Origin of the sequence: Bacillus safensis (assembly GCF_039619585.1) — a bacterium.
Classification (GTDB): Bacteria; Bacillota; Bacilli; order Bacillales; family Bacillaceae; genus Bacillus; species Bacillus safensis.
Map to the genome: position 1 here is coordinate 2,335,341 of NZ_CP154909.1, position 18,577 is coordinate 2,353,917.

Annotated in this window: 22 protein-coding genes; 4 read left to right on the top strand and 18 right to left on the bottom strand. The window is 40.4% G+C overall.

What is annotated here, in order from left to right; translation table 11 throughout:
• Positions 1-5 precede the first annotated feature (5 nt).
• The 12 genes from AAYR28_RS11985 to AAYR28_RS12040 form a co-directional block, all read right to left on the bottom strand.
• Positions 6-455, bottom strand: coding sequence for a MarR family winged helix-turn-helix transcriptional regulator (locus tag AAYR28_RS11985; protein ID WP_052470354.1), 450 nt, complete (start codon positions 453-455; stop codon positions 6-8).
• Between the two features lie 100 nt (positions 456-555).
• The gene (locus tag AAYR28_RS11990) at positions 556-1,281 is read right to left on the bottom strand and encodes a DsbA family oxidoreductase (RefSeq protein ID WP_061109389.1); all 726 of its coding nucleotides are present in this window, start codon (positions 1,279-1,281) and stop codon (positions 556-558) included.
• A 140-nt stretch (positions 1,282-1,421) separates the two neighbouring features.
• A complete protein-coding gene (hxlB, locus tag AAYR28_RS11995) occupies positions 1,422-1,979 on the bottom strand; it encodes a 6-phospho-3-hexuloisomerase (RefSeq protein WP_034280016.1) in 558 nt (185 codons plus the stop codon).
• A complete protein-coding gene (hxlA, locus tag AAYR28_RS12000) occupies positions 1,976-2,608 on the bottom strand; it encodes a 3-hexulose-6-phosphate synthase (protein ID WP_061109390.1) in 633 nt (210 codons plus the stop codon). The genes hxlB and hxlA overlap by 4 nt, the downstream gene beginning before the upstream one ends.
• Before the next feature lie 239 nt (positions 2,609-2,847).
• Positions 2,848-3,204: a winged helix-turn-helix transcriptional regulator gene (locus tag AAYR28_RS12005; RefSeq protein WP_029708013.1), complete on the bottom strand. Its 357-nt coding sequence runs from the start codon at positions 3,202-3,204 to the stop codon at positions 2,848-2,850.
• A 77-nt stretch (positions 3,205-3,281) separates the two neighbouring features.
• Positions 3,282-4,151: an alpha/beta hydrolase gene (locus AAYR28_RS12010; protein WP_101676850.1), complete on the bottom strand. Its 870-nt coding sequence runs from the start codon at positions 4,149-4,151 to the stop codon at positions 3,282-3,284.
• Positions 4,152-4,206: 55 nt separating this feature from the next.
• The gene (locus AAYR28_RS12015; RefSeq protein ID WP_041118065.1) at positions 4,207-4,581 is read right to left on the bottom strand and encodes a hypothetical protein; all 375 of its coding nucleotides are present in this window, start codon (positions 4,579-4,581) and stop codon (positions 4,207-4,209) included.
• Between the two features lie 17 nt (positions 4,582-4,598).
• Positions 4,599-4,946, bottom strand: a complete 348-nt coding sequence (locus tag AAYR28_RS12020; RefSeq protein ID WP_101676849.1) for a YxiJ family protein — start codon at positions 4,944-4,946, stop codon at positions 4,599-4,601.
• A 66-nt stretch (positions 4,947-5,012) separates the two neighbouring features.
• Positions 5,013-5,621, bottom strand: coding sequence for a hypothetical protein (locus AAYR28_RS12025; RefSeq protein ID WP_081124606.1), 609 nt, complete (start codon positions 5,619-5,621; stop codon positions 5,013-5,015).
• 94 nt (positions 5,622-5,715) lie between these two features.
• Entirely contained in the window at positions 5,716-6,330 is a 615-nt protein-coding gene (locus AAYR28_RS12030; RefSeq protein ID WP_120208259.1) for a hypothetical protein, read from the bottom strand.
• A 103-nt stretch (positions 6,331-6,433) separates the two neighbouring features.
• Positions 6,434-7,222 carry a BPU family class D beta-lactamase gene (blaBPU, locus tag AAYR28_RS12035; protein ID WP_120208340.1) on the bottom strand — a complete coding sequence of 263 codons (789 nt, stop codon included), beginning with the start codon at positions 7,220-7,222 and terminating at the stop codon, positions 6,434-6,436.
• A gap of 125 nt (positions 7,223-7,347) precedes the next feature.
• On the bottom strand, positions 7,348-8,511 hold the full coding sequence (locus AAYR28_RS12040; protein ID WP_034280002.1) for an acyl-CoA dehydrogenase family protein: 1,164 nt from the start codon (positions 8,509-8,511) through the stop codon (positions 7,348-7,350).
• A gap of 144 nt (positions 8,512-8,655) precedes the next feature.
• Here AAYR28_RS12040 and AAYR28_RS12045 point away from each other — a divergent pair, with 144 nt between their 5' ends.
• The 4 genes from AAYR28_RS12045 to AAYR28_RS12060 are packed head-to-tail and all read left to right on the top strand — an operon-like array spanning position 8,656 to position 11,698.
• Complete coding sequence (locus AAYR28_RS12045) at positions 8,656-9,420, top strand: amino acid ABC transporter ATP-binding protein (protein WP_024427908.1); 765 nt, start codon at positions 8,656-8,658, stop codon at positions 9,418-9,420.
• On the top strand, positions 9,417-10,277 hold the full coding sequence (locus AAYR28_RS12050) for an amino acid ABC transporter substrate-binding protein (RefSeq protein ID WP_024427907.1): 861 nt from the start codon (positions 9,417-9,419) through the stop codon (positions 10,275-10,277). The genes AAYR28_RS12045 and AAYR28_RS12050 overlap by 4 nt, the downstream gene beginning before the upstream one ends.
• Complete coding sequence (locus tag AAYR28_RS12055; RefSeq protein ID WP_025092844.1) at positions 10,274-10,972, top strand: amino acid ABC transporter permease; 699 nt, start codon at positions 10,274-10,276, stop codon at positions 10,970-10,972. Before AAYR28_RS12050 ends, AAYR28_RS12055 begins: the two co-directional genes overlap by 4 nt.
• Before the next feature lie 12 nt (positions 10,973-10,984).
• The gene (locus AAYR28_RS12060) at positions 10,985-11,698 is read left to right on the top strand and encodes an amino acid ABC transporter permease (RefSeq protein WP_034279995.1); all 714 of its coding nucleotides are present in this window, start codon (positions 10,985-10,987) and stop codon (positions 11,696-11,698) included.
• Positions 11,699-11,733: 35 nt separating this feature from the next.
• Here AAYR28_RS12060 and AAYR28_RS12065 read toward each other — a convergent pair whose 3' ends face one another.
• The 6 genes from AAYR28_RS12065 to AAYR28_RS12090 form a co-directional block, all read right to left on the bottom strand.
• Complete coding sequence (locus AAYR28_RS12065; RefSeq protein ID WP_041118071.1) at positions 11,734-12,564, bottom strand: manganese catalase family protein; 831 nt, start codon at positions 12,562-12,564, stop codon at positions 11,734-11,736.
• A 125-nt stretch (positions 12,565-12,689) separates the two neighbouring features.
• Positions 12,690-13,730: a 2,3-butanediol dehydrogenase gene (locus AAYR28_RS12070; protein WP_024427903.1), complete on the bottom strand. Its 1,041-nt coding sequence runs from the start codon at positions 13,728-13,730 to the stop codon at positions 12,690-12,692.
• Between the two features lie 70 nt (positions 13,731-13,800).
• A complete protein-coding gene (locus AAYR28_RS12075; protein WP_120208261.1) occupies positions 13,801-15,021 on the bottom strand; it encodes an MFS transporter in 1,221 nt (406 codons plus the stop codon).
• Positions 15,022-15,391: 370 nt separating this feature from the next.
• Entirely contained in the window at positions 15,392-16,141 is a 750-nt protein-coding gene (locus AAYR28_RS12080) for an SDR family oxidoreductase (protein WP_120208343.1), read from the bottom strand.
• Between the two features lie 138 nt (positions 16,142-16,279).
• Positions 16,280-17,401, bottom strand: coding sequence for an ABC transporter permease (locus tag AAYR28_RS12085; RefSeq protein ID WP_120208263.1), 1,122 nt, complete (start codon positions 17,399-17,401; stop codon positions 16,280-16,282).
• Positions 17,394-18,560, bottom strand: a complete 1,167-nt coding sequence (locus AAYR28_RS12090; protein WP_120208265.1) for an ABC transporter permease — start codon at positions 18,558-18,560, stop codon at positions 17,394-17,396. Before AAYR28_RS12090 ends, AAYR28_RS12085 begins: the two co-directional genes overlap by 8 nt.
• Positions 18,561-18,577: the final 17 nt, after the last annotated feature.

Consider the following 18,577-nt stretch of genomic DNA (forward strand, 5'->3'; position numbering starts at 1 on the left):
CATTCTCATCCTTTCTCTTCGTTTTGATGTGGGATCAATTGATCAAGCTTTTCATAAATCGATGTCAATGTGGAGATCTCATCGAAGGATAATGCTGAATAATATTTTTCAATAATCGCAAGCTCTACCTTTCGCATATTCTCAAGGTACGTTTTTGCCTTCTCAGAAAGTTCAACATGCAATTCCCTCCGGTTATTCGGGTTAATGCTGCGGCGAATCCATTCTTTTTTTTCAAGCGTGTTTAACAATTGACTCACTGCACTTTGAGTGATGCCTAATTGCTGGGCAATTTGAATAGGAGAACTTCCCCCTTTCTGCTCAATAAAATTCAGTACAATATGCTGCTTATCGGTTAACTCATCTACAAATAATTCTTCAAACTCTAATCGGAGCTTTTGATGGATGCGGGCTTCGATATTGTTTAGCTCTTGAATCATAGCTGTTTTGGATGTCACTTTTATCACCTTCATAATTAAGATAACTTAAGTATAAAGCAACCTTTATATTAAAACAAGAAAAAATCCCCATCTTTTAGAAAGATAGGGAACTTGCCTATTACACTTCTTCTTTAGGGGTAGGCACCGCACATACGCCATCTGCACATGCTGCTTCAAATGAATTGGCAGACGCTTTCTCTGCTTGAGCTGCTTCCTCTGTCCAAGCTGTTTCAAGTGCGCGCAGGAACGTATCGGCCGGCTGCGCACCTGCAACTGAATACTTGTCATTGATCAAGAAAAACGGAACAGCATTGATACCAAGCTGTCTCGCTTCTTGTTCATCTTTTCGGACATGATCGGCAAATGCTTCGCTGCCCAAAACTTGCTGTACTTCCTTCTCATCAAGACCTGCTTTTTCTGCAATTTGTAAAAGGGTTTGACGATCACCAACATGCTTTCCATCTGTAAAATATGCTTGAAACAGTTCTCCCATGACAAAATCGCCTTTCCCCATTTGACCAGCATATTGCGCCAATCGATGAGCATCAAAGGTGTTTGTCAACACGAGCGGATCAAATTGAAAATCGATTCCTTTCTCTTTGCCGGCCTGCTTCACCTGCTCATTCATCGCCATGGCCTGGCTGCGGCTCATGCCATATTTTTTGACGAGCATATCATGAACGTCATAATCGACTTGAGCAGGTGCATGTGGATCAAGCTCAAAGCTTTTAAACTCTATCTCTACCTGGTCCTTCTCTGGGAATTGTTCTAGCGCTGTTTCCAGCTGTTTTTTTCCTATATAACAAAAAGGACAGGCGATATCTGACCAAATTTGTACTTTCATGTTCATCTTCCTTCCGTGTTTACGCTTTTTCTTTAACGATGTAACTATTATAGTTACATCAAATCGGTTATGTCAAGATTCTGGGCTTGATTGAAATGAAAAAGCCTCTCCTTTTAAGAAAGGAAAGGCGTTGAAAATGACTATTCTAAATTTGCATGGTGACCGTACATTGTATGTGTATCGAGCTCTTTCATTTCCATTAACCGCAAAATGACCCCATCGTAAGTCAAAAGAAGTAGCTGCTCAAATAGTGAACCCATTGGCTGAATGGTATGATGACTTCCTTCCTGTTGATCCTTCGGTGCACCTGACAATAAGATGACTTCATCCGATAGATCAGCTAAAGGTGACTCAGCAGAAAGCGTGAACGCTGCCACTTTTCCGCCAATTGCTTTTGCCTTTTTTGCAAGGACAAGCAAAGACTCTGTGCGGCCAGAGCCGCTCCCCACAATCAAGAGATCCTTTTTGGTAAAAGAAGGCGTATTCGTTTCTCCAATGACATAAGCCTTGACGCCAATATGCGTAAGTCTCATCGCAAACGATTTTCCCATCAAACCAGACCTGCCTGCACCTGCCACAAAGACTTTTTGTGCAGATAAAATACTTGTGACCAGGCGCTCTGCTTGTTCGTCTTGAATGGCTGGCGAATGCTCAGAAAGCTCATTTAAAATGGCCTTCACATAGTCGCTGGTCTTCATGATTGTGCGATCATCTGCTTCATTTTTGCCGCTACTTCTGCTTTATTGTCCTGGCTTGCGATACCGCCGCCGACAATGATTAAATCAGGGTTTAATTTCACAACTTCAGGTAACGTATCAAGCTTAATTCCGCCTGCAATCGCTGTTTTTGCCTGCTTGACGACTTGTTTAATTGTCATAAGGTCAGCAAATGAGTTTTGACCAACCGCTTGCAGGTCATAGCCTGTATGCACACAAATATAATCGACTCCAAGCGCATCCAGCTCTTTTGCCCGGCCTGCGATATCTTTGATGCCAATCATATCAACTAAAATTTGTTTTCCTCTTGCTTTCGCTTCTTTCACCGCTCCTTGAATGGACATATCTTCTGCCGCTGCAAGAATGGTGACGATATCTGCTCCAGCTTCGGATGCCTGCTGCACTTCATAGCCGGCAGCATCCATAATCTTCAGATCAGCGAGTACACGTAAATTCGGAAAAGCCTTCTTGACTTCTTTTACAGCACGAAGCCCTTCGTTAATCACAACAGGTGTCCCAATTTCGACCACATCAATGGATGCTTCTACTTCTTTGATCAGCTCAATTGCCTCTGGTATATTCACTAAATCTAATGCTAATTGTAATTTCATCAACTTTCACTCCCGTTTTTCATCTCATCTTCAAGAGCTCCGCGGATGATGCATCTTGAACGATGAAATGAGTATAACAACAGGATGGACGCAATCCAAGTACGCACTTTTTTTTTACATACTATACTTTTCCGCATATGGTTACAAAAAAGATACTGTCTTTTGGCCAGTATCTCAGCGTAAAGACAAAGGGCTAAAATAAAGTTATTTTAGCCCTTTGCCTACAATCGGTAGTCTTTCTATTTATCATCTTTTAAAAAATTACTGTCGAGATACTGTTTTCCCCAATCATACATCGCCTCTAAAATCGGCATTAAGCTTTCTCCTAGTTCTGTGAGAGAATACTCAACCTTTGGCGGGACGACAGGATAAACCTCCCGGTGCACAATGTGATCTTCCTCTAATTCTCTTAGCTGATTGACAAGCATTCTTTGCGTAATCCCAGGCATTAACGACTTTAACTCACCAAAACGTTTTGTCCCTTCTCTGCCAAGGTGCCATAAAATCAGCATTTTCCACTTACCGCCGATAATATTCAGCGTCAGCTCTTTTTCGCAATTGAATACTTTATTTTCCATTCGTGATGACAACAACATACACTCCTTTAATTTCAAACCATTTACGCTTTATCATATACTGCGGCAAAATGAATTGCCCAAGCATACGGTCTTCGTTATTGATTTTGTTTTTTGACAAAAGCCATCACAGCCTCTGTCATTTTTTGTGCTTCTTTTGGCGCTCTGTCTGATCCAAACCATTTGTTCAGATCACTATGGCTTAACGTATGAACCCGAAAAACAAACCGAGAGCCTTTATCATGATTTAGTTTTTCTGCAAATCGGTACACCTCAGGATTTTCCCAGCCCGTCACCAAATAGACAGGCGGTACATTCGCTTGATTCATATAAGTGACAGGTGATGCCTTTGTCCAGTTCTTCTCTTGTTTGCCAAAGACTTTTTTGTACGATGGGATGGCTTGTATAAATTGATTGAGGTTTAACGGTCCATCTAAAATCACGATGGAATTGATCGCTTTTGGCGACAGCCCCACACGTTTTAAGTAGGTCGAATCTGTGGCAACCAATGCAGTCAAATGACCGCCCGCTGAGTGACCCATGACATTGATTTTTGATGAATCAATTTGATATTCATCCGCATGATCCTTCACCCATTTAATGGCGTTTGCTGTATCATCTGCCATCTGCTCATAGTTGGCATCAGGGTGAAGCCTGTAATTCATCGAAACAAACGCATACCCTTGACCAGTAAAATAATCAGCCTTTGAAGCAACTCTATTCTTATCTCCGCCTGTCCAGCCTCCGCCATGGAGATAGATCATGACTGGATGCTTCTTCTTTTTGTCTTCATCTTTGCCCTTTGGCATGTACATATCGAGTGTTTGCTGTTTGTTTTGTGTGTCTGCATAATGGATATTGGTTGTCGGCTTAGGCTGGTTGAAACGGAACACAAAGAATGCGCATACCAATAAACCAGCGATGACCGCCGCAAATAAGAGCCATTTCATGAATCGATTCAATGTCATTGCACCTTTCTGTGTTGGGATGGGGAAGTATATTTAGGCATATGTTGGTAGACTATCACGATTCATTTGATACGACTTGTATGACTTGAACCGTTTGACAATAAAAAGAAAAATACTGTTCTTCAAAGTCTTCGACAAAGTAATTCAAATTTTCCCAGCCCCTATCCAAAAGCTGAATGTCCAATAAAATATAGTCATCGTTTGTTAACTCCAAATCTTTGATTTGAACAGAAGAGACATTGGTGAATTTCAGATAAATGTCTGCTTTATGGATCGCAGATTCGTATGGGATGTGTAGATTAATACAGTTGATTAAGTCGTAATGTTCATTATACTCTTTAAAATAGTGAAATTCATTGATTTGCTTTAGATGGTTGATATTGAAATCAGGGATTTGCTTCTGGATTTTTTCATCTAAAAACCATGTCATCGTTTGTCCCCCATAGGTTATTGTATAAGTGCAATGATTCGTTTTCTTGTTTCTTCATGGTATTGAACGTAGGAATGTAATAAAGGATACGATTCAAGGATGTGTTGAAACGCTTTGATTTGAGGGTATTGCTCTTCAAATGATTGACGCAGCACGTTCAATTGTTTTTTCGGTATTCGTTTGTTATCGATCACATAACTTAAGCTTCCTGTTACAAGTGTGAAAAATTCATAAAAATCATCGGACCAAATGCCAGTTTCCTCCTCAAAAGATACGATATCTTCTGGATAAGCGGAATGAAAACAATATTGATAGCGCTGCTTCAAATCATTGATTAATTCTTGTTTATCTTGGCTGGTGTTCATGGATCCACTACACCTTTCTCTCAATGCTTTTAGGTAGGTTAAAATTTAAGAAGAATATAGTCCTTATTATTCAATATTTGTGTAATTTTGAATGAATTCATTTCTAAAATCTTCCGGAAGTTTCTGATTTGGAAATACAACAGAAATCCAACCTAATACAACCTCATTTAAAGTTCTCCACGTTTTTAACGTTTGGCTATTCATCTGTTCTAATTGATGAATAGCTAATACTCCAATCTCATAACCCCTTTCGCCATAAATGATCCATTTCGCAGAAGGGGAAATCCATATCACACGTGAAGCAATATTCATTAAACTATCATTTACGCTATGTATCGGATAATCCGTTAAAATATCAAGGTAATCACTTGGTGTTATATTTAAAGGAATTTTCACCCAAGGATAATAACCAAATTCCCGATAAAAATCATTCATACATCTCGAATCATCTAAAGCAGCCATTAGTATGTATTCATCTCTGTGTTTCAAAGCTAAACCTTTTAACATCTCCCAGCTATCATCTGATAACAACCAATGAAATTCTTCAAATAAATAATGAGGTTTTTTTGTTTTAAACACTTGATCAGGGAATGTTTTTGTACTGTGAACGAGCGAATGAATAAACGATTGAACCTGTTCAAGTTCTTTTGGATCGGATATAAATAATTTTTTCACTTTATGCTCCTCTCATATCTTCGGGTGACTGATGATCATTTCTTTGGCTATTTTATCAAATCATTGATACTCTCCACTTCAAACCTCATGAACATTACGAATAATTTGATAGCAATTGAGTGAAATATTCATTGAATGTTTTTTGATCTTTCAATAACAGTTCTAACCAACTTGCTAAATCAGGATGATCCAGTGGTTTCCATCCTTCTTCTAATAAAATATTTTGGGGACACTCTTTTTTTGATACCATACCTATTATACAAATTTCCATATCTCTATCTGCCCAAATCGCCCACTGCAAAGAACGGGATAACCAAACCACTATGTTTGAGTTCGTAATTATATTATCAGCTATAGAACCTTTTGGGTGCATCCATAGTGCATTTACATAATCCTCACCTGAAATGTTCACACTCGCTTTCAGCCAATGATAATAACCAAACTCCTTCAAATAGTAATCAACTGGATCTGGCTTAAGGATTGCGGTCAAAAATTCTCTATCACGTGTTGAATTTGATAACTCCTTGATTGTTGGTAAAATATCATCACTTAATGCCCAATCAAACTCTTGAAACAAAAAACAATCAAAATTCTTACGGAAGACTTGCTGTGGCAGCCCTTTATTTTGATCAAATACATGATCCACTAAATTCTGATAGAACCTGAATTCTTTTTCTGAACGAACAAATAAGGGCTCAGGCTGGTTCAAGCAAAAAGCCTCCTTCTCATGTGATATCACTATCATTTTCCTAAAACTAACCCATATATCATCATCTTATCAAAATATCCCCTTTTATATATAAAAAAGCACCCTAAACGGATGCTTCCATCAAATGATATTTTTTCAAAATACGATAGGTAATTTCTTTTGCTTCTAGACCGGTGCCTTCGATATTTGTGGCGAAAATGTAGGTTTTGTTTTCATGTTTGATGAAGCCTGCGTACCAGCCGATGCCTGAGCCGGAGCCTGTTTTTCCGTATAGGGTGGCATGTTTCTCTTCTTCTTGTATCATCATTCGTTTGACGGTTCTCATGACAGATAGGTCAAATGGTAGACTTTCTTCATATAGCTGTTTAAGAAAATGGACTTGTTCTACTGGAGAAATGCGCAACGTACTGCTTAACCAAAATTGATCGATTCCGCCAGATATGTCTTCATTCCCATAATGAATGGCTTTCACCCAATGGCTCATGCGTTCTTCTCCGATGTCACGTGCCATGGCTTGATAGTACCAGACGACTGAATCTCTCATGCCAGAGCCCAGTGTATGATCCTTATTCCAGTTATCAATCTCTCTTTTCACTCCGTCCCAATATTTGATGTCGTATTCATCTCTCACTGCGCCTGTTTGGAGCCCGATGAGGGCATTTGCCACTTTAAATGTCGATTGTGGGGCAAAGCGCTTATTCGCTCTTTTTTGGTTATACACCCATGGCGATTTTTCTTTTACTTCTTGGATGACAAATGTGCCTTCTCGGTCTTTCATGAATTCATCTACTGACCAAGCTGGAGATGTTCCCTCACTTGATGAAGGCTGGCCGATACAAAATGCCATCAGCATGATGGTGCAAAACAGCCATTTCATATGCTTTTTCTTCAAAAAAATCGCTCCTTTTCCTATGATTTGTATCGATTGTAGCATGCCTGAGTGATGAGACATAAGGTACGCTTGTCCTCTTTTCTGCCAAATAAAAAAAGCCGGTTTCATCCGGCTTTCTGATCATATTAGCTTTCTTTTTTCTCTTCAATGGCCTGCTTCGCAATTTTTGAAATCGTCATATCATCCATTGGCGGGTTATGGAGCCCAGCCCGGATATCTCGATAGTAACGCTGAAGCGGACAGCCGAGGCTTAAGCTTTTTGCACCGACTAAACGCATGGCTTTATCGACCACTTGCAGACTATGATTAACGACTGTATGCTTCACAGCACCGAATTCATTGATTAACAGCTCTCTTTTCTCAGGCTTTTCATACAATGTTGTCGTTGAATAGATGACGTGGCGTGCTTGCTTTAGTAGTAAATCAATTTCGCCAATCAGTGTTTGGACATTCGGCAGGTCACTAATCGTTCCGCTGATACTGTTCGGTGAATGTGTGATGGCATACTGTACAGCATAGTCTCTTGCCGCTTGTGCAATTCCTAAATAGCAGGAAGGAATATGGGCGATCCAAGGGTTTAACGTACCGCCCCGAGGTCCTTTTTGCACTTCAACAAGCATATCATCTGATACCACAACTTGATCTAAAATTAAATCATGGCTTTCTGTTCCTCTCATGCCGACAACATCCCATGTTTCTTCTATAGAAACACCTTCTGTGTCACGGTGAATTAAGAAGAATCCCATCGCCTCTTTTTCTTCGATCCATACGCCGACTAAAAAGTATGTGAGAGCTGGTGACATTGTTGTGAAAATTTTACGTCCATTGATCACCCAGCGATCACCTGATTTCATCGCTGTTGTCCCAGGCTTGCCGCCTCTTGTTGGGCTGCCTGTCTGCGCCTCACTCACAGCGCGGTTGACAAGGGCGCCCTTCTTCACTTCTTCCGCAAAGAATTGCAGCTGCTTCTCATTCCATAGTTTCTTTTCATAAATTTCACCAACAACTCCTTGGTGCCAGCCAATCGATAAGGCAGTCGCTCCGTCCATGCTGCCAAGCGTTTCTTGAAATAGAACCATATCCGTTACAGATTGACCCCCGCCTCCATATTCAGCGGGAAGAGACAGGGCTGTATATCCCATGTTTACTAATGATTCGATATTCTGTTTAGGAAAATAAGCGCCTTCATCATGTTTTTTTGCGTTTTGTTCAATCGTTTCACGAAGAGATTCCAGCTGATTAAGCCATGTTTTTTGAAAATCGGTATCGACAAATAATGCTTTAGACAAAACGTATCCAACTCCTCTGTTTCTCACAATCTATGATATCTCATTTTTCCAATCGGAATGAATAAAACACACTTTACTTATAGGATTTAATGTGTTAAATTTTATCAATATTAAGTACATCTGTCAAAGGAACGTGATGCTTTTATGATCTCAGCTACTAATCTACATAAATCTTATGGGCAGACCCATGTGTTAAAAGGCATTGATTTCACCGTACAAGAAGGTGAAGTGGTCGCAATTATTGGACCGAGCGGATCAGGAAAAACAACACTTCTCCGCAGTTTAAACAGCCTCGACATTCCAGACAAAGGAGAGCTGACTGTTGGAGAAGCCACGATTCAATTTGAACGATATCATAAAAAAGATCTTTTAAAACTAAGGCAGCAATCTTCCATGGTATTTCAGCATTATCACTTGTTTCAAAATAAACGAGCACTTGAAAATATTACAGAGGGATTGATTGTGTCCCAAAACATGTCTAAAAAAGAAGCTGAAAAGGTTGGAGAGCAATTTTTAGCGCGGATTGGACTGCTTCATAAAAAGGATGCATTTCCGAGTGAATTATCTGGCGGTCAGCAGCAGCGGATTGGAATTGCCCGCGCTCTTGCGATGAATCCTGCGGTGCTTTTGTTTGATGAACCAACGTCCGCACTTGACCCAGAGATGGTCGGAGAAATCCTTGAAATGATCAAAGATATTGCGAGCCAAGGGATGACGATGGTCATTGTGACGCATGAAATTTCGTTTGCAAAGGACGTAGCGGATACCGTGATCTTTATGGCAGATGGGGAAATCGTTGAAAAAGGCTCCCCAGAAGACGTCCTCATGAAGCCTCAGCATGAACGAACGAAACAATTTTTATCCAGGATTCATCGCGGAATGTGGCAAGGATCGGAGGAAGACATATGAAGCAAAAGACAGCATTCATGACAGCTGGTGTCCTTCTGATTCTCCTCTCCCTGATTGGCTGCAGCAGTGTGAAAACAACAACAGATGATGGAAAACAAATTGTGAAAGTCGCACTGAGTGCAGAGGTCAATCCACCCTTTTTAGCCACAAATGACCGAAACGAACCGATTGGCTATAACATTGATTATTTAAATGAAGTGGAAAAAAGACTTCCACACATACATTTTGATTACATCTTTGGCGAGGAAGAATCCAATTTAATTGGTGTTGGCGCAGGGAAGTTTGAAATGGCAGCTAATTGGTTTTTCAGTAACCCTGAACGCGAAAAACGGTTTCTTTATCCTCAAGTTCCGTACGGCTATTCGATGACAGGATTAATTGTGAATGAATCAAACCGGGATATTCAATCGCTTGATGATATGACATCAAAAAAGCTCGCTCCTGTCAGTCCCAGCGGCGGATTGCGTTCCATATTAAATCAATATAATGAAGAACATGATCCAGATATTCCGCTGACAACCATTGAAAGCCCTTCAAATGAACTCAACTTAAAGCGCGTTGAAAGCGGACGGTCTGATGCGGCTTTTATGAATATTTCGACCTTCGATACCATACAAAAGCATCTCAACCTAAAGGTCAAAGTTGGCGGCATTGTGTCAAAGGAGCCGATTTATCTTGTCTTACAGCCGAGTGAGAAGCAGCTTGCAGCAGATTTGGACCGGGTCACACAAGAGATGATTGATGATGGAACACTACCTAAGCTTGCGAAAAAGTGGTTTGGGGTTGATTTCTTTCAAGATATTGACTACATCTCAGAGCAAGGCTATCAATATGAAGAAAGGAAGGAAGCGTCATGACGTTTACAGCTGGAGATTGGCTGCGAATTTTTTTACAGGTGCTTGAACGCCTGCCACTCACTTTTCTCATTATTGCGGTGTCATTGTTTTTCGCCATCATAATAGGGCTCTTATTTGCATGCATTCGTATAAAACAAATCCCAGTGCTGAAGCAATTGGCTGTTATCTATTTATCTTTTACACGAAGTACGCCATTAATTGTTCAGTTATTCTTGATTTATTTTGGGCTTCCTCAGCTTTTACTTGTAGCAGGAATTCAAATCAATCATTGGGATCGTGTGTTATTTGTGATGATGACGTTCTCTTTACATACGGGGGCTTATTTATCTGAAGTTTTTCGCAGTGCGTATTCGTCTGTTGGGAAGGATCAGCTGGAAGCCGCCTACATTGTGGGGATGACAGATACACAGGCCTTGATCAGGATCATTATCCCGCAGGCCTTTCTCATTGCCCTGCCAAACCTCGGAAATTACACCATTGATCTTGTGAAAGACACGGCGATTGCCTTTACGATCGGACTCATCGATATTATGGGACAGGTGAAGATCATCTTAGGAAATAACTATGGAATCGGCATGTTTGAAGTGTATGTGATCATAGCGATTGTGTACTGGCTCATTTGTATGAGCATTGAACTAGTCACCATGCTGCTTGAAAAGAAATTTGTAAAAGGCCGTACCAGTCTGTCACGTTAAGGAGGCGATTTGATGCAAACCATTGATATTCCATTTGCGATTGACCAAGTACCACATATTCTAAAAGGTGTTCCTTTCACATTATTAATTGCTCTTGTTTCCATGGCTGTGAGTCTTGTGATCGGATCTGTTTTTGCTTTCATTCGCCTCTTTCGCATCCCTGTACTCAGACAGCTCGTTACGCTATACGTCTCCTTTTTTAGAGGAACGCCGCTTATTGTTCAACTGTTCGCTTTCTTTTATGGGCTCCCTTTTCTTCTAACCAGTATGAGCGGCACATTCGGACTGACCTTTCATCCAGATATGGTCTCCCCTTTAGCTGTGGCTCTTATTACCTTCAGCCTGCATTCAGCCGCTCATTTAACAGAGGTGGTCCGAAGTGCACTTCTGGCAGTAGACAAAGGGCAGCTTGAAGCGGCAAAAATTGTAGGCATGACCACACGTCAGGCGATGATACGCATTATTTTGCCGCAGGCATTTGTTGTGGCCTTACCAAACCTAGGCAATCAGCTCGTTCAGTTATTAAAAGCGACATCTCTTGCGTTTACAATTGGGGTACTCGAAATCATGGGTATTTCCCGGATCATTGCAAATGACGGCTATCAGTTTTTAGAAACTTATCTCGTCTCTGCTTTGATCTATTGGCTGCTGAGCATTGTCTTTGAATTAGCCTTTGCATTATTAGAGAAACGTGTCAGTGTATACGGAAGAACTCTCGGACGTTAAAAAGTCGATCAGGCACAAAAACCTGATCGACTTTTTTATTCACCCTTTTTTGGTGTGTTAAATAGTTCTTTTGGTGCGGGTTTGAGCTTTGGTGCAGAGCCGAATACGACAGGTGCAGAAATATATCTGAACTCTCCTTTTCCATCCATGCTGCGGCCATGTGCCCATCTGCCTTGCTTACTTTCTTCCCCTCTTGAGAAGTTAAACAAGTCATAGGATACTTGCTGTTTTTCTAGTGAACGAGGGAAGGTGGTTGGTACGACGACATCTCCTTCTCGCTCTTCTAATTCTTTAATTGCGGCAATCCACATATTTTGATGATATGTATCACGAGCAATGAGGAAGGAGAGCATATCTTTGACGCCGCGGTCATCTGTCATTTCGTAAAGTCTTGTGACCTGAAGGCGGCCCTGGGCCTCTGCATTTAAATTGGCTCTGAAATCCGCCATTAAATTTCCGCTTGAAATGATGTATTTGGCATTCCACGGGTATCCTTGACTATCCGCTGCCATTGCCCCTAAACCTGCAACAATCGCATGCTGCGGGTTCATTCCGCCCATGACAGCTGCAAGTGCAGGATCACTTTGATACGCTTCTTCTTGTTCCTTAACTGGTGCATTATCAAGTAAACGCGCAATCATCGTTGCCAGCATTTCGACATGACCAATTTCCTCTGTTCCCACGTCAAATAATAAATCCCTATATTTTTGATCTGCCCGGCAATTAAAGCCTTGAAATAAATATTGCATCATCACGCTGATTTCACCATATTGACCGCCTAATACTTCTTGTAATTTCTTTGCATACACCGGATCCGGCTTTGAGGGCTTTGCTTCATATTGCAATTCTTTGATGTGATAAAACACGATGTCATCTCCCTTATCAAAAACATCTTTTCACTTATCACTATTCGACCGCAGCTCCCTTTATGAAAATGATCTGAATACATAAAAAAAGAGAACGGCTTATGCCATCCTCTTTGTTATCTTACTTATTCAGCACTGACTAAAATTTTCACTTGATCTTTTTCATTGATTAATGCATGGAAGCCATCCTCGATCACATCGTCCAGCTTGATTTTTTTCGTGACGAGTGTGTCTGCAGAGAAATAGCCTTTTCTCATTAAGTTTAATACAGATGGGAATACGTCTCTGTAGCCGATAATTCCTTTTACTGTACGTTCTTTAATGACAATGTCATTCGGCATAATTTCAGCGCCTTTTTCCCAAATGCTTACAATGACTGTTTCGCCTGAAATTCTAGTTGATTGGATTGCTTGCTTCAATACAACAGGTACACCTGTCACTTCAAAAGAAACATCGACGCCACCGTTTGTACGGCGAGCAATTTCTTGAACAACATCTTCATACTGAGATGGATCAACAATGATCGCTCCAAGCTCTTTTGCTTTCACTTGGCGCTCTTTTGATAATTCAACTGCATAAATATCAGTAGCACCAGCTGCTTTTAATGCTTCAATGACAAGTAAACCGATTGGTCCGCAGCCAAACACAGCCGCTGTATCCCCAGCTTGTACTTTACTAGAACGAACCGCATATAAAGCAACTGCAGAAGGCTCGACAAGCGCGCCTTGCTCATATGAGATTTCGTCTGGTAATAAATGAAGTAATTCTTCATCGACTGATACATATTCAGAGAATCCACCGCCGCCTCCGGCAAGCCCTAAAAAGCCCATGTTTTCATCTAAGTTATAAGCACCTTGATGTCCGTGAGTTGCAAAAATAGGTTCAACAACCACTCGGTCGCCTACTTTGTAATTGCTCACGCCTTCTCCTACTTCAACAACTTCACCAGAGAACTCGTGTCCCAGTGTAACGGGTGCTTTTTCTTTTGTAAGTGGATGAGGTTCATTCACAGGAATGAAGATCGGTCCGCCTAAATATTCATGTAAATCACTACCGCAAATGCCGCACCATTTTACTTTCAGTTTCACTTTTCCTGGAGCAACTGTTGGTTCATCAATTTCCTCTAGTCGAATGTCCTTTTGATCGTGCCAGCGTAGTGCTTTCATTTGTAAGACTCCTTTTCTCATCAATTTAATTAACTTACTTAAATAATGATAACATAATTTTTTTAATTTTCTAAGTAGGATGCACTATTTTTTTGGCAGTCAATGGACGAAAGATGACAAAACATAGCAATAGACAGATAAGAAGCATACATAGACACCCGATGATGACGGAAATTCTGATCGATAGAATATGAGCGAGTCCGCCGAATATTCCTGTCATGGTCATCGTCAGAATGGCTTCAACCAAAGCATAAAAGCTGGCTACCCTCCCCATCACCTCTACGGGGATATTTGTTTGATAGAACGTCATAAAACCTGTATTCGCAAATGCTAAAAAGAAGGCTAATATAAAAAATCCACCGGCGGCTGCAACTAGACTGCTGGAAAATGCATAAATAAGATAGCCAAACGCCACAAACAAACTGCCGATTCCAAGCATCAGCGAAACTGACAGCCTTTCGACAATGACCGAATTAAGACTTGCCCCTGCGATAATACCCGCTCCAGCTATACTGACAAGAAGGCCATATTGTGTATCAGTCAGCATCAATACTTCTTTTGCAAAGGCTGTTTCAAGTGAGTCTATGGCCGTAGGAAGGACCGATATCGCGGCACTAAATAATAAATATACCGTCATGATCTGGCGTGATGTCAGACTAAAACGCAGAACAAGCTTTGCATCCTCTTTTAACATTGAAAGGGAAAACCGCTTTTGGGCAGCATCTGTTTTGAGCAAATTCGGTAAACACATCGTTAACAGAGCAGATATCAACAGGCAGATTGCATTTACATATATTGAAAGAACAGGCGTCCCGATGAGAAAGAGCAGACCTGCTGCCGCGGGCCCAAGTAAAAATCCACCGGATTGTAATAAAGAGCGAATGGCATTAAACCGTTTTCGGTTATCCGCCGGGATTAGTCCTGTCATATACACCATCGACGCTGGATGAAACATCGCTTGTGCCATCTGTATGAAAAACACCATGACATACAGAATGAGCAGATGTCCTGAAAATAAGGCAAAAGGGATGCATGCAATGAGCAGAGCACGGATAATATCTAAACTGATCATCACATTCCGCTGATTCAGCCTGTCAATCAAACTGCCGGACCAGCTATTGGTCAAAAGAGCAGCAGCCGGTCTTAGTAAATAAACTGCTGTTACAGCAAGTACAGAGCCCGTTTCTTGAAAAATAAGCAGATGGAGGGCAATCATATAAATCCATTCTCCTATGTTCGCAATCCCGATGGCTCCAAGTAAAATACTCATATCCCGCCAATGTTTTTTCATCATGATCCCCCTATTTGTCATAAAAAAATCCCGCCCCCAAGACATGTCTGTCTTGAGGACGGGATTTACTCCGCGTTGCCACCTCAGTTCATTCATCTGTTGCCAGATGAACCTTAGCGGGTGATCATTCACCCTTCTCTGTAACGGGAGAAGTTCGCTGCACCACCATCCGAGGGAATCCGGTGCAGAGCTAAGAGGCTTGGTTCCATCATGCTTCCCAGCTCCTTCTCAGCTTGACGGAGTTCTCTGTGTGGGGCAGCTATGATGTACTCTTCTCTATTTGCGCTGTGTCTTTTTTTCATCACGATCTTCAGCTGAATTGTTACATATTGTACTGCGCCTCGATCAAAGCGTCAATATTTTTTTCATGTTAATCCGCATAAATCATTTTTCTAGTCATGCCGCCATCAACAACCAAATCTGTGCCGGTCACAAATTGATTGTCTTCATCTGTTAAATAAAAACAGGCTTTCACAATATCCTTTGGCGTGCCGACTCGATTGGAAAGATGCTGCTGATGGTCAATTTCTCGAAGACTTTTCTCATCCTTCGTTTCAATCCATCCAGGGGAAATGCTATTCACCGTAATGTGATCCTGACTAAAAGAAACCGCCAAGGCATGAGTAAGCGCGGAAATCCCGCCTTTTGATGCAGCATATGCTTCCGTATGAGGCTCTGACATGGTCGCACGAGTAGATGAAATGTTCACAATGGAACCGCCGTTTGGATTCTCTTTGATATAACGTGCTGCTTCTCTAGCGCATAAAAAAGTCCCTCTTACATTTGTATGCAGCACATGATCCCACTCATCGACCGTTAACTCATAAGGCGATACTGTGCACATGACGCCAGCATTGTTGATGAGAATATCAATCGTTTTGCAGTGCTCCGCAGCAAACGACATTAAGCGCTGAATATCCTTCTCCTGTTTCACATCCGTTTTAATGAAATAAACTTCATAGGACTCCTTTCTCAGCTGCTCCTCCAAACGCTTCCCCTTCTCTTCATCTATATCCGCAAGCACCACACGCGCCCCTTCTTTTGCATAACCGGAGGCGATCGCTTCACCAATACCATTGGCTGCGCCTGTGATGATGACGGTTTTATGTTGAAAATTCATCATTCATCCAATCCTTTCTCCATGAGATGTTGTCGTCTATCATATCATTTTGAGGAGTACGCATGAATAAAAAACCCTCTATCGCAATTGAGAGCCATAGAGGGTTTTTAAAAACTAAAATGAAACGAAGAAAAGTGATTAATAGGATCTGATATTTTTCAAACCAATCACCATAAAAACAATCGTAAAAGCAGCTAAAACTGTTATGTCTAATAATAAGATTGATTGGTTGACAGTACCGCTCATGATCTCACCAAAACCAGACATCATCCACGTTTGCGGTATAGCCAAAGAGACCTTCTTCATAATGTCTGGAACGATATCTAAAGGCCAATAAATACCACCCAGCATGCACGATCCTACAATGACAATTGCACTAAATACTTCAGCCTGCTTTTTTGTATGAGATAAGGCGGCAATCATAAAACCTAAACTCACGACTAGCCCTATAACAAATGATCCGAACACTAAAATAAGAAACAGATTGCCTAAATACACATGAAAGAACACAGATAAGACGGTCAAAAGAACACCCAGTTGTATCCATCCAAGAAGGAAATAAGCCATTAAATAGCCCAGCAGCACATATATTTTATGAATTGGGCTCGAAAGCAATCTTTGCCATGTATAATCTTTATACTCCAAATGAATAGATGACACAGAGCTTGAAATCGCAAACATCATAAACATAATGGTAAAGCCAAGCGGTATTAAATTTGGTTGCTGGCTTGCTTGATCATCTTGATTTTTTTCAATCAATGAAATGGTGCCAGATTCATTTAACTTGTTCAATGCATTAGTGAGAGAAACACTTTTCTGCTTTTTCACACCCTGATTGATTTGATAAATGATGGTAGCTGTCTCTTTTAAATAAGGAGATAAGACTGCATATTCTTCAGTTTTCTTATAAACTGTCACATCAAAAATTTCTTTATTTTCTTTTAGATGGGACTTTAATTGGTTTGCGACTTTCACAGACGCCACTACCTTTTCTTCAGATACTAAATCTTTTGCGTCCCTTTCAGTCGCCTTTACCCAGAGAAATTTGGTGTTTTTTTCGAGAATTTGAAAAATTTCTTGATCCAGTTTACCTTGACTAGGCTCTAGAATAAAAGCAACTGTAGGTTTCTTTGAATCAGATGCGGTACTTCCAAAGATAAAACTAAATACAATTGGCATAACAAATAAAAAAATGAGGGTCAATGGGGACTTTAATGTTTCTTTTAACTTTAACGTTATAATGGCTAATATTTTATGCATAACGATGCTTCCTTTCAAAAGACATTCTTAATAAAGCAATGATGAAGAAAGCTAGTCCCATCCCACAGCTAAGTAATAATCCGCTTTGAATTTCACTAAAATCAGCACCTGCCATATTTTTCAAAAACATTTGAAGTGCAAGAGAATTAGGTAAAAAATAGCTGATATCAATCACCCATTGTGGGAATAAGTATAAGGGCACCATACTCCCACCTAAAGCAGCTAACACTTGAGTTCCTAAAATCCCCACACTATTAAACGTTTTTTCTCTATTGATAAAAGAACCAATCAGCACCCCGAAACCCGCAGCATTTAATATAAAACTACATCCGATCATAACAACAGTAAAAGGCTCTCCCCAGTTCACCTTAAAGACAAAACTAGTAAATAAAATAATAACCGCAAGTTGAATCATACTCATCAAAACAATACCTAATAACTTCCCAACGATGTAACTAGTATTGCTTAATTTTGATACAATCAGCCTTTTATAAACATCTTCCTCTTTTTCCTCTATCATACTTCCAACTAAAAAAACAACAGTCATTAATAAAAAAAGCACACCCATCCCACCTGCGTAGTATTGGAAGGATGTAATCGGCTGGCTGTTGATATGAATATTCCTCTCGTTCACCAGTTCTTTTTTCAGTTGATCAGACGCGATTTCTACTTCTTTACCTTGATTCAACGGCACCAGAATACGATTCATATGATAATTTTGAAAGAATTGCAAAACCACATTTTTCAGAACCATTTCCTGTAAGTTTGAATTAGGCCCTTTCAAAATATTCAATTGCACATGATCATGATTCAATAGGCTTTTTTCAAAATTCGGCTTGATGATTATACCCATTGTAATGTCTCTACTATTTAAATCTTTCTCTAGCTGATTTTTCGAGGTGACCTTCACATCAAATATGTCACTTAGTTCACTCTTAGACACTGTTGAAAGAAACATTTTACTTGTAGCGGACTTATCTTGATCTGTTATTCCTACTCGAAATGAATTGATCCTGATTTCACTATCTTTCTTCATGTTATCTCCAAATGCTGCACCTAAAATAGCAATTAATATGATAGGCATAAAAAAAAGTGTAAAAAAGCTTTTCTTATCCCTAAAAAACAATAATAGATCTTTCAGTACAACCCAAATGCTCATATGCTCACCTCCAAACA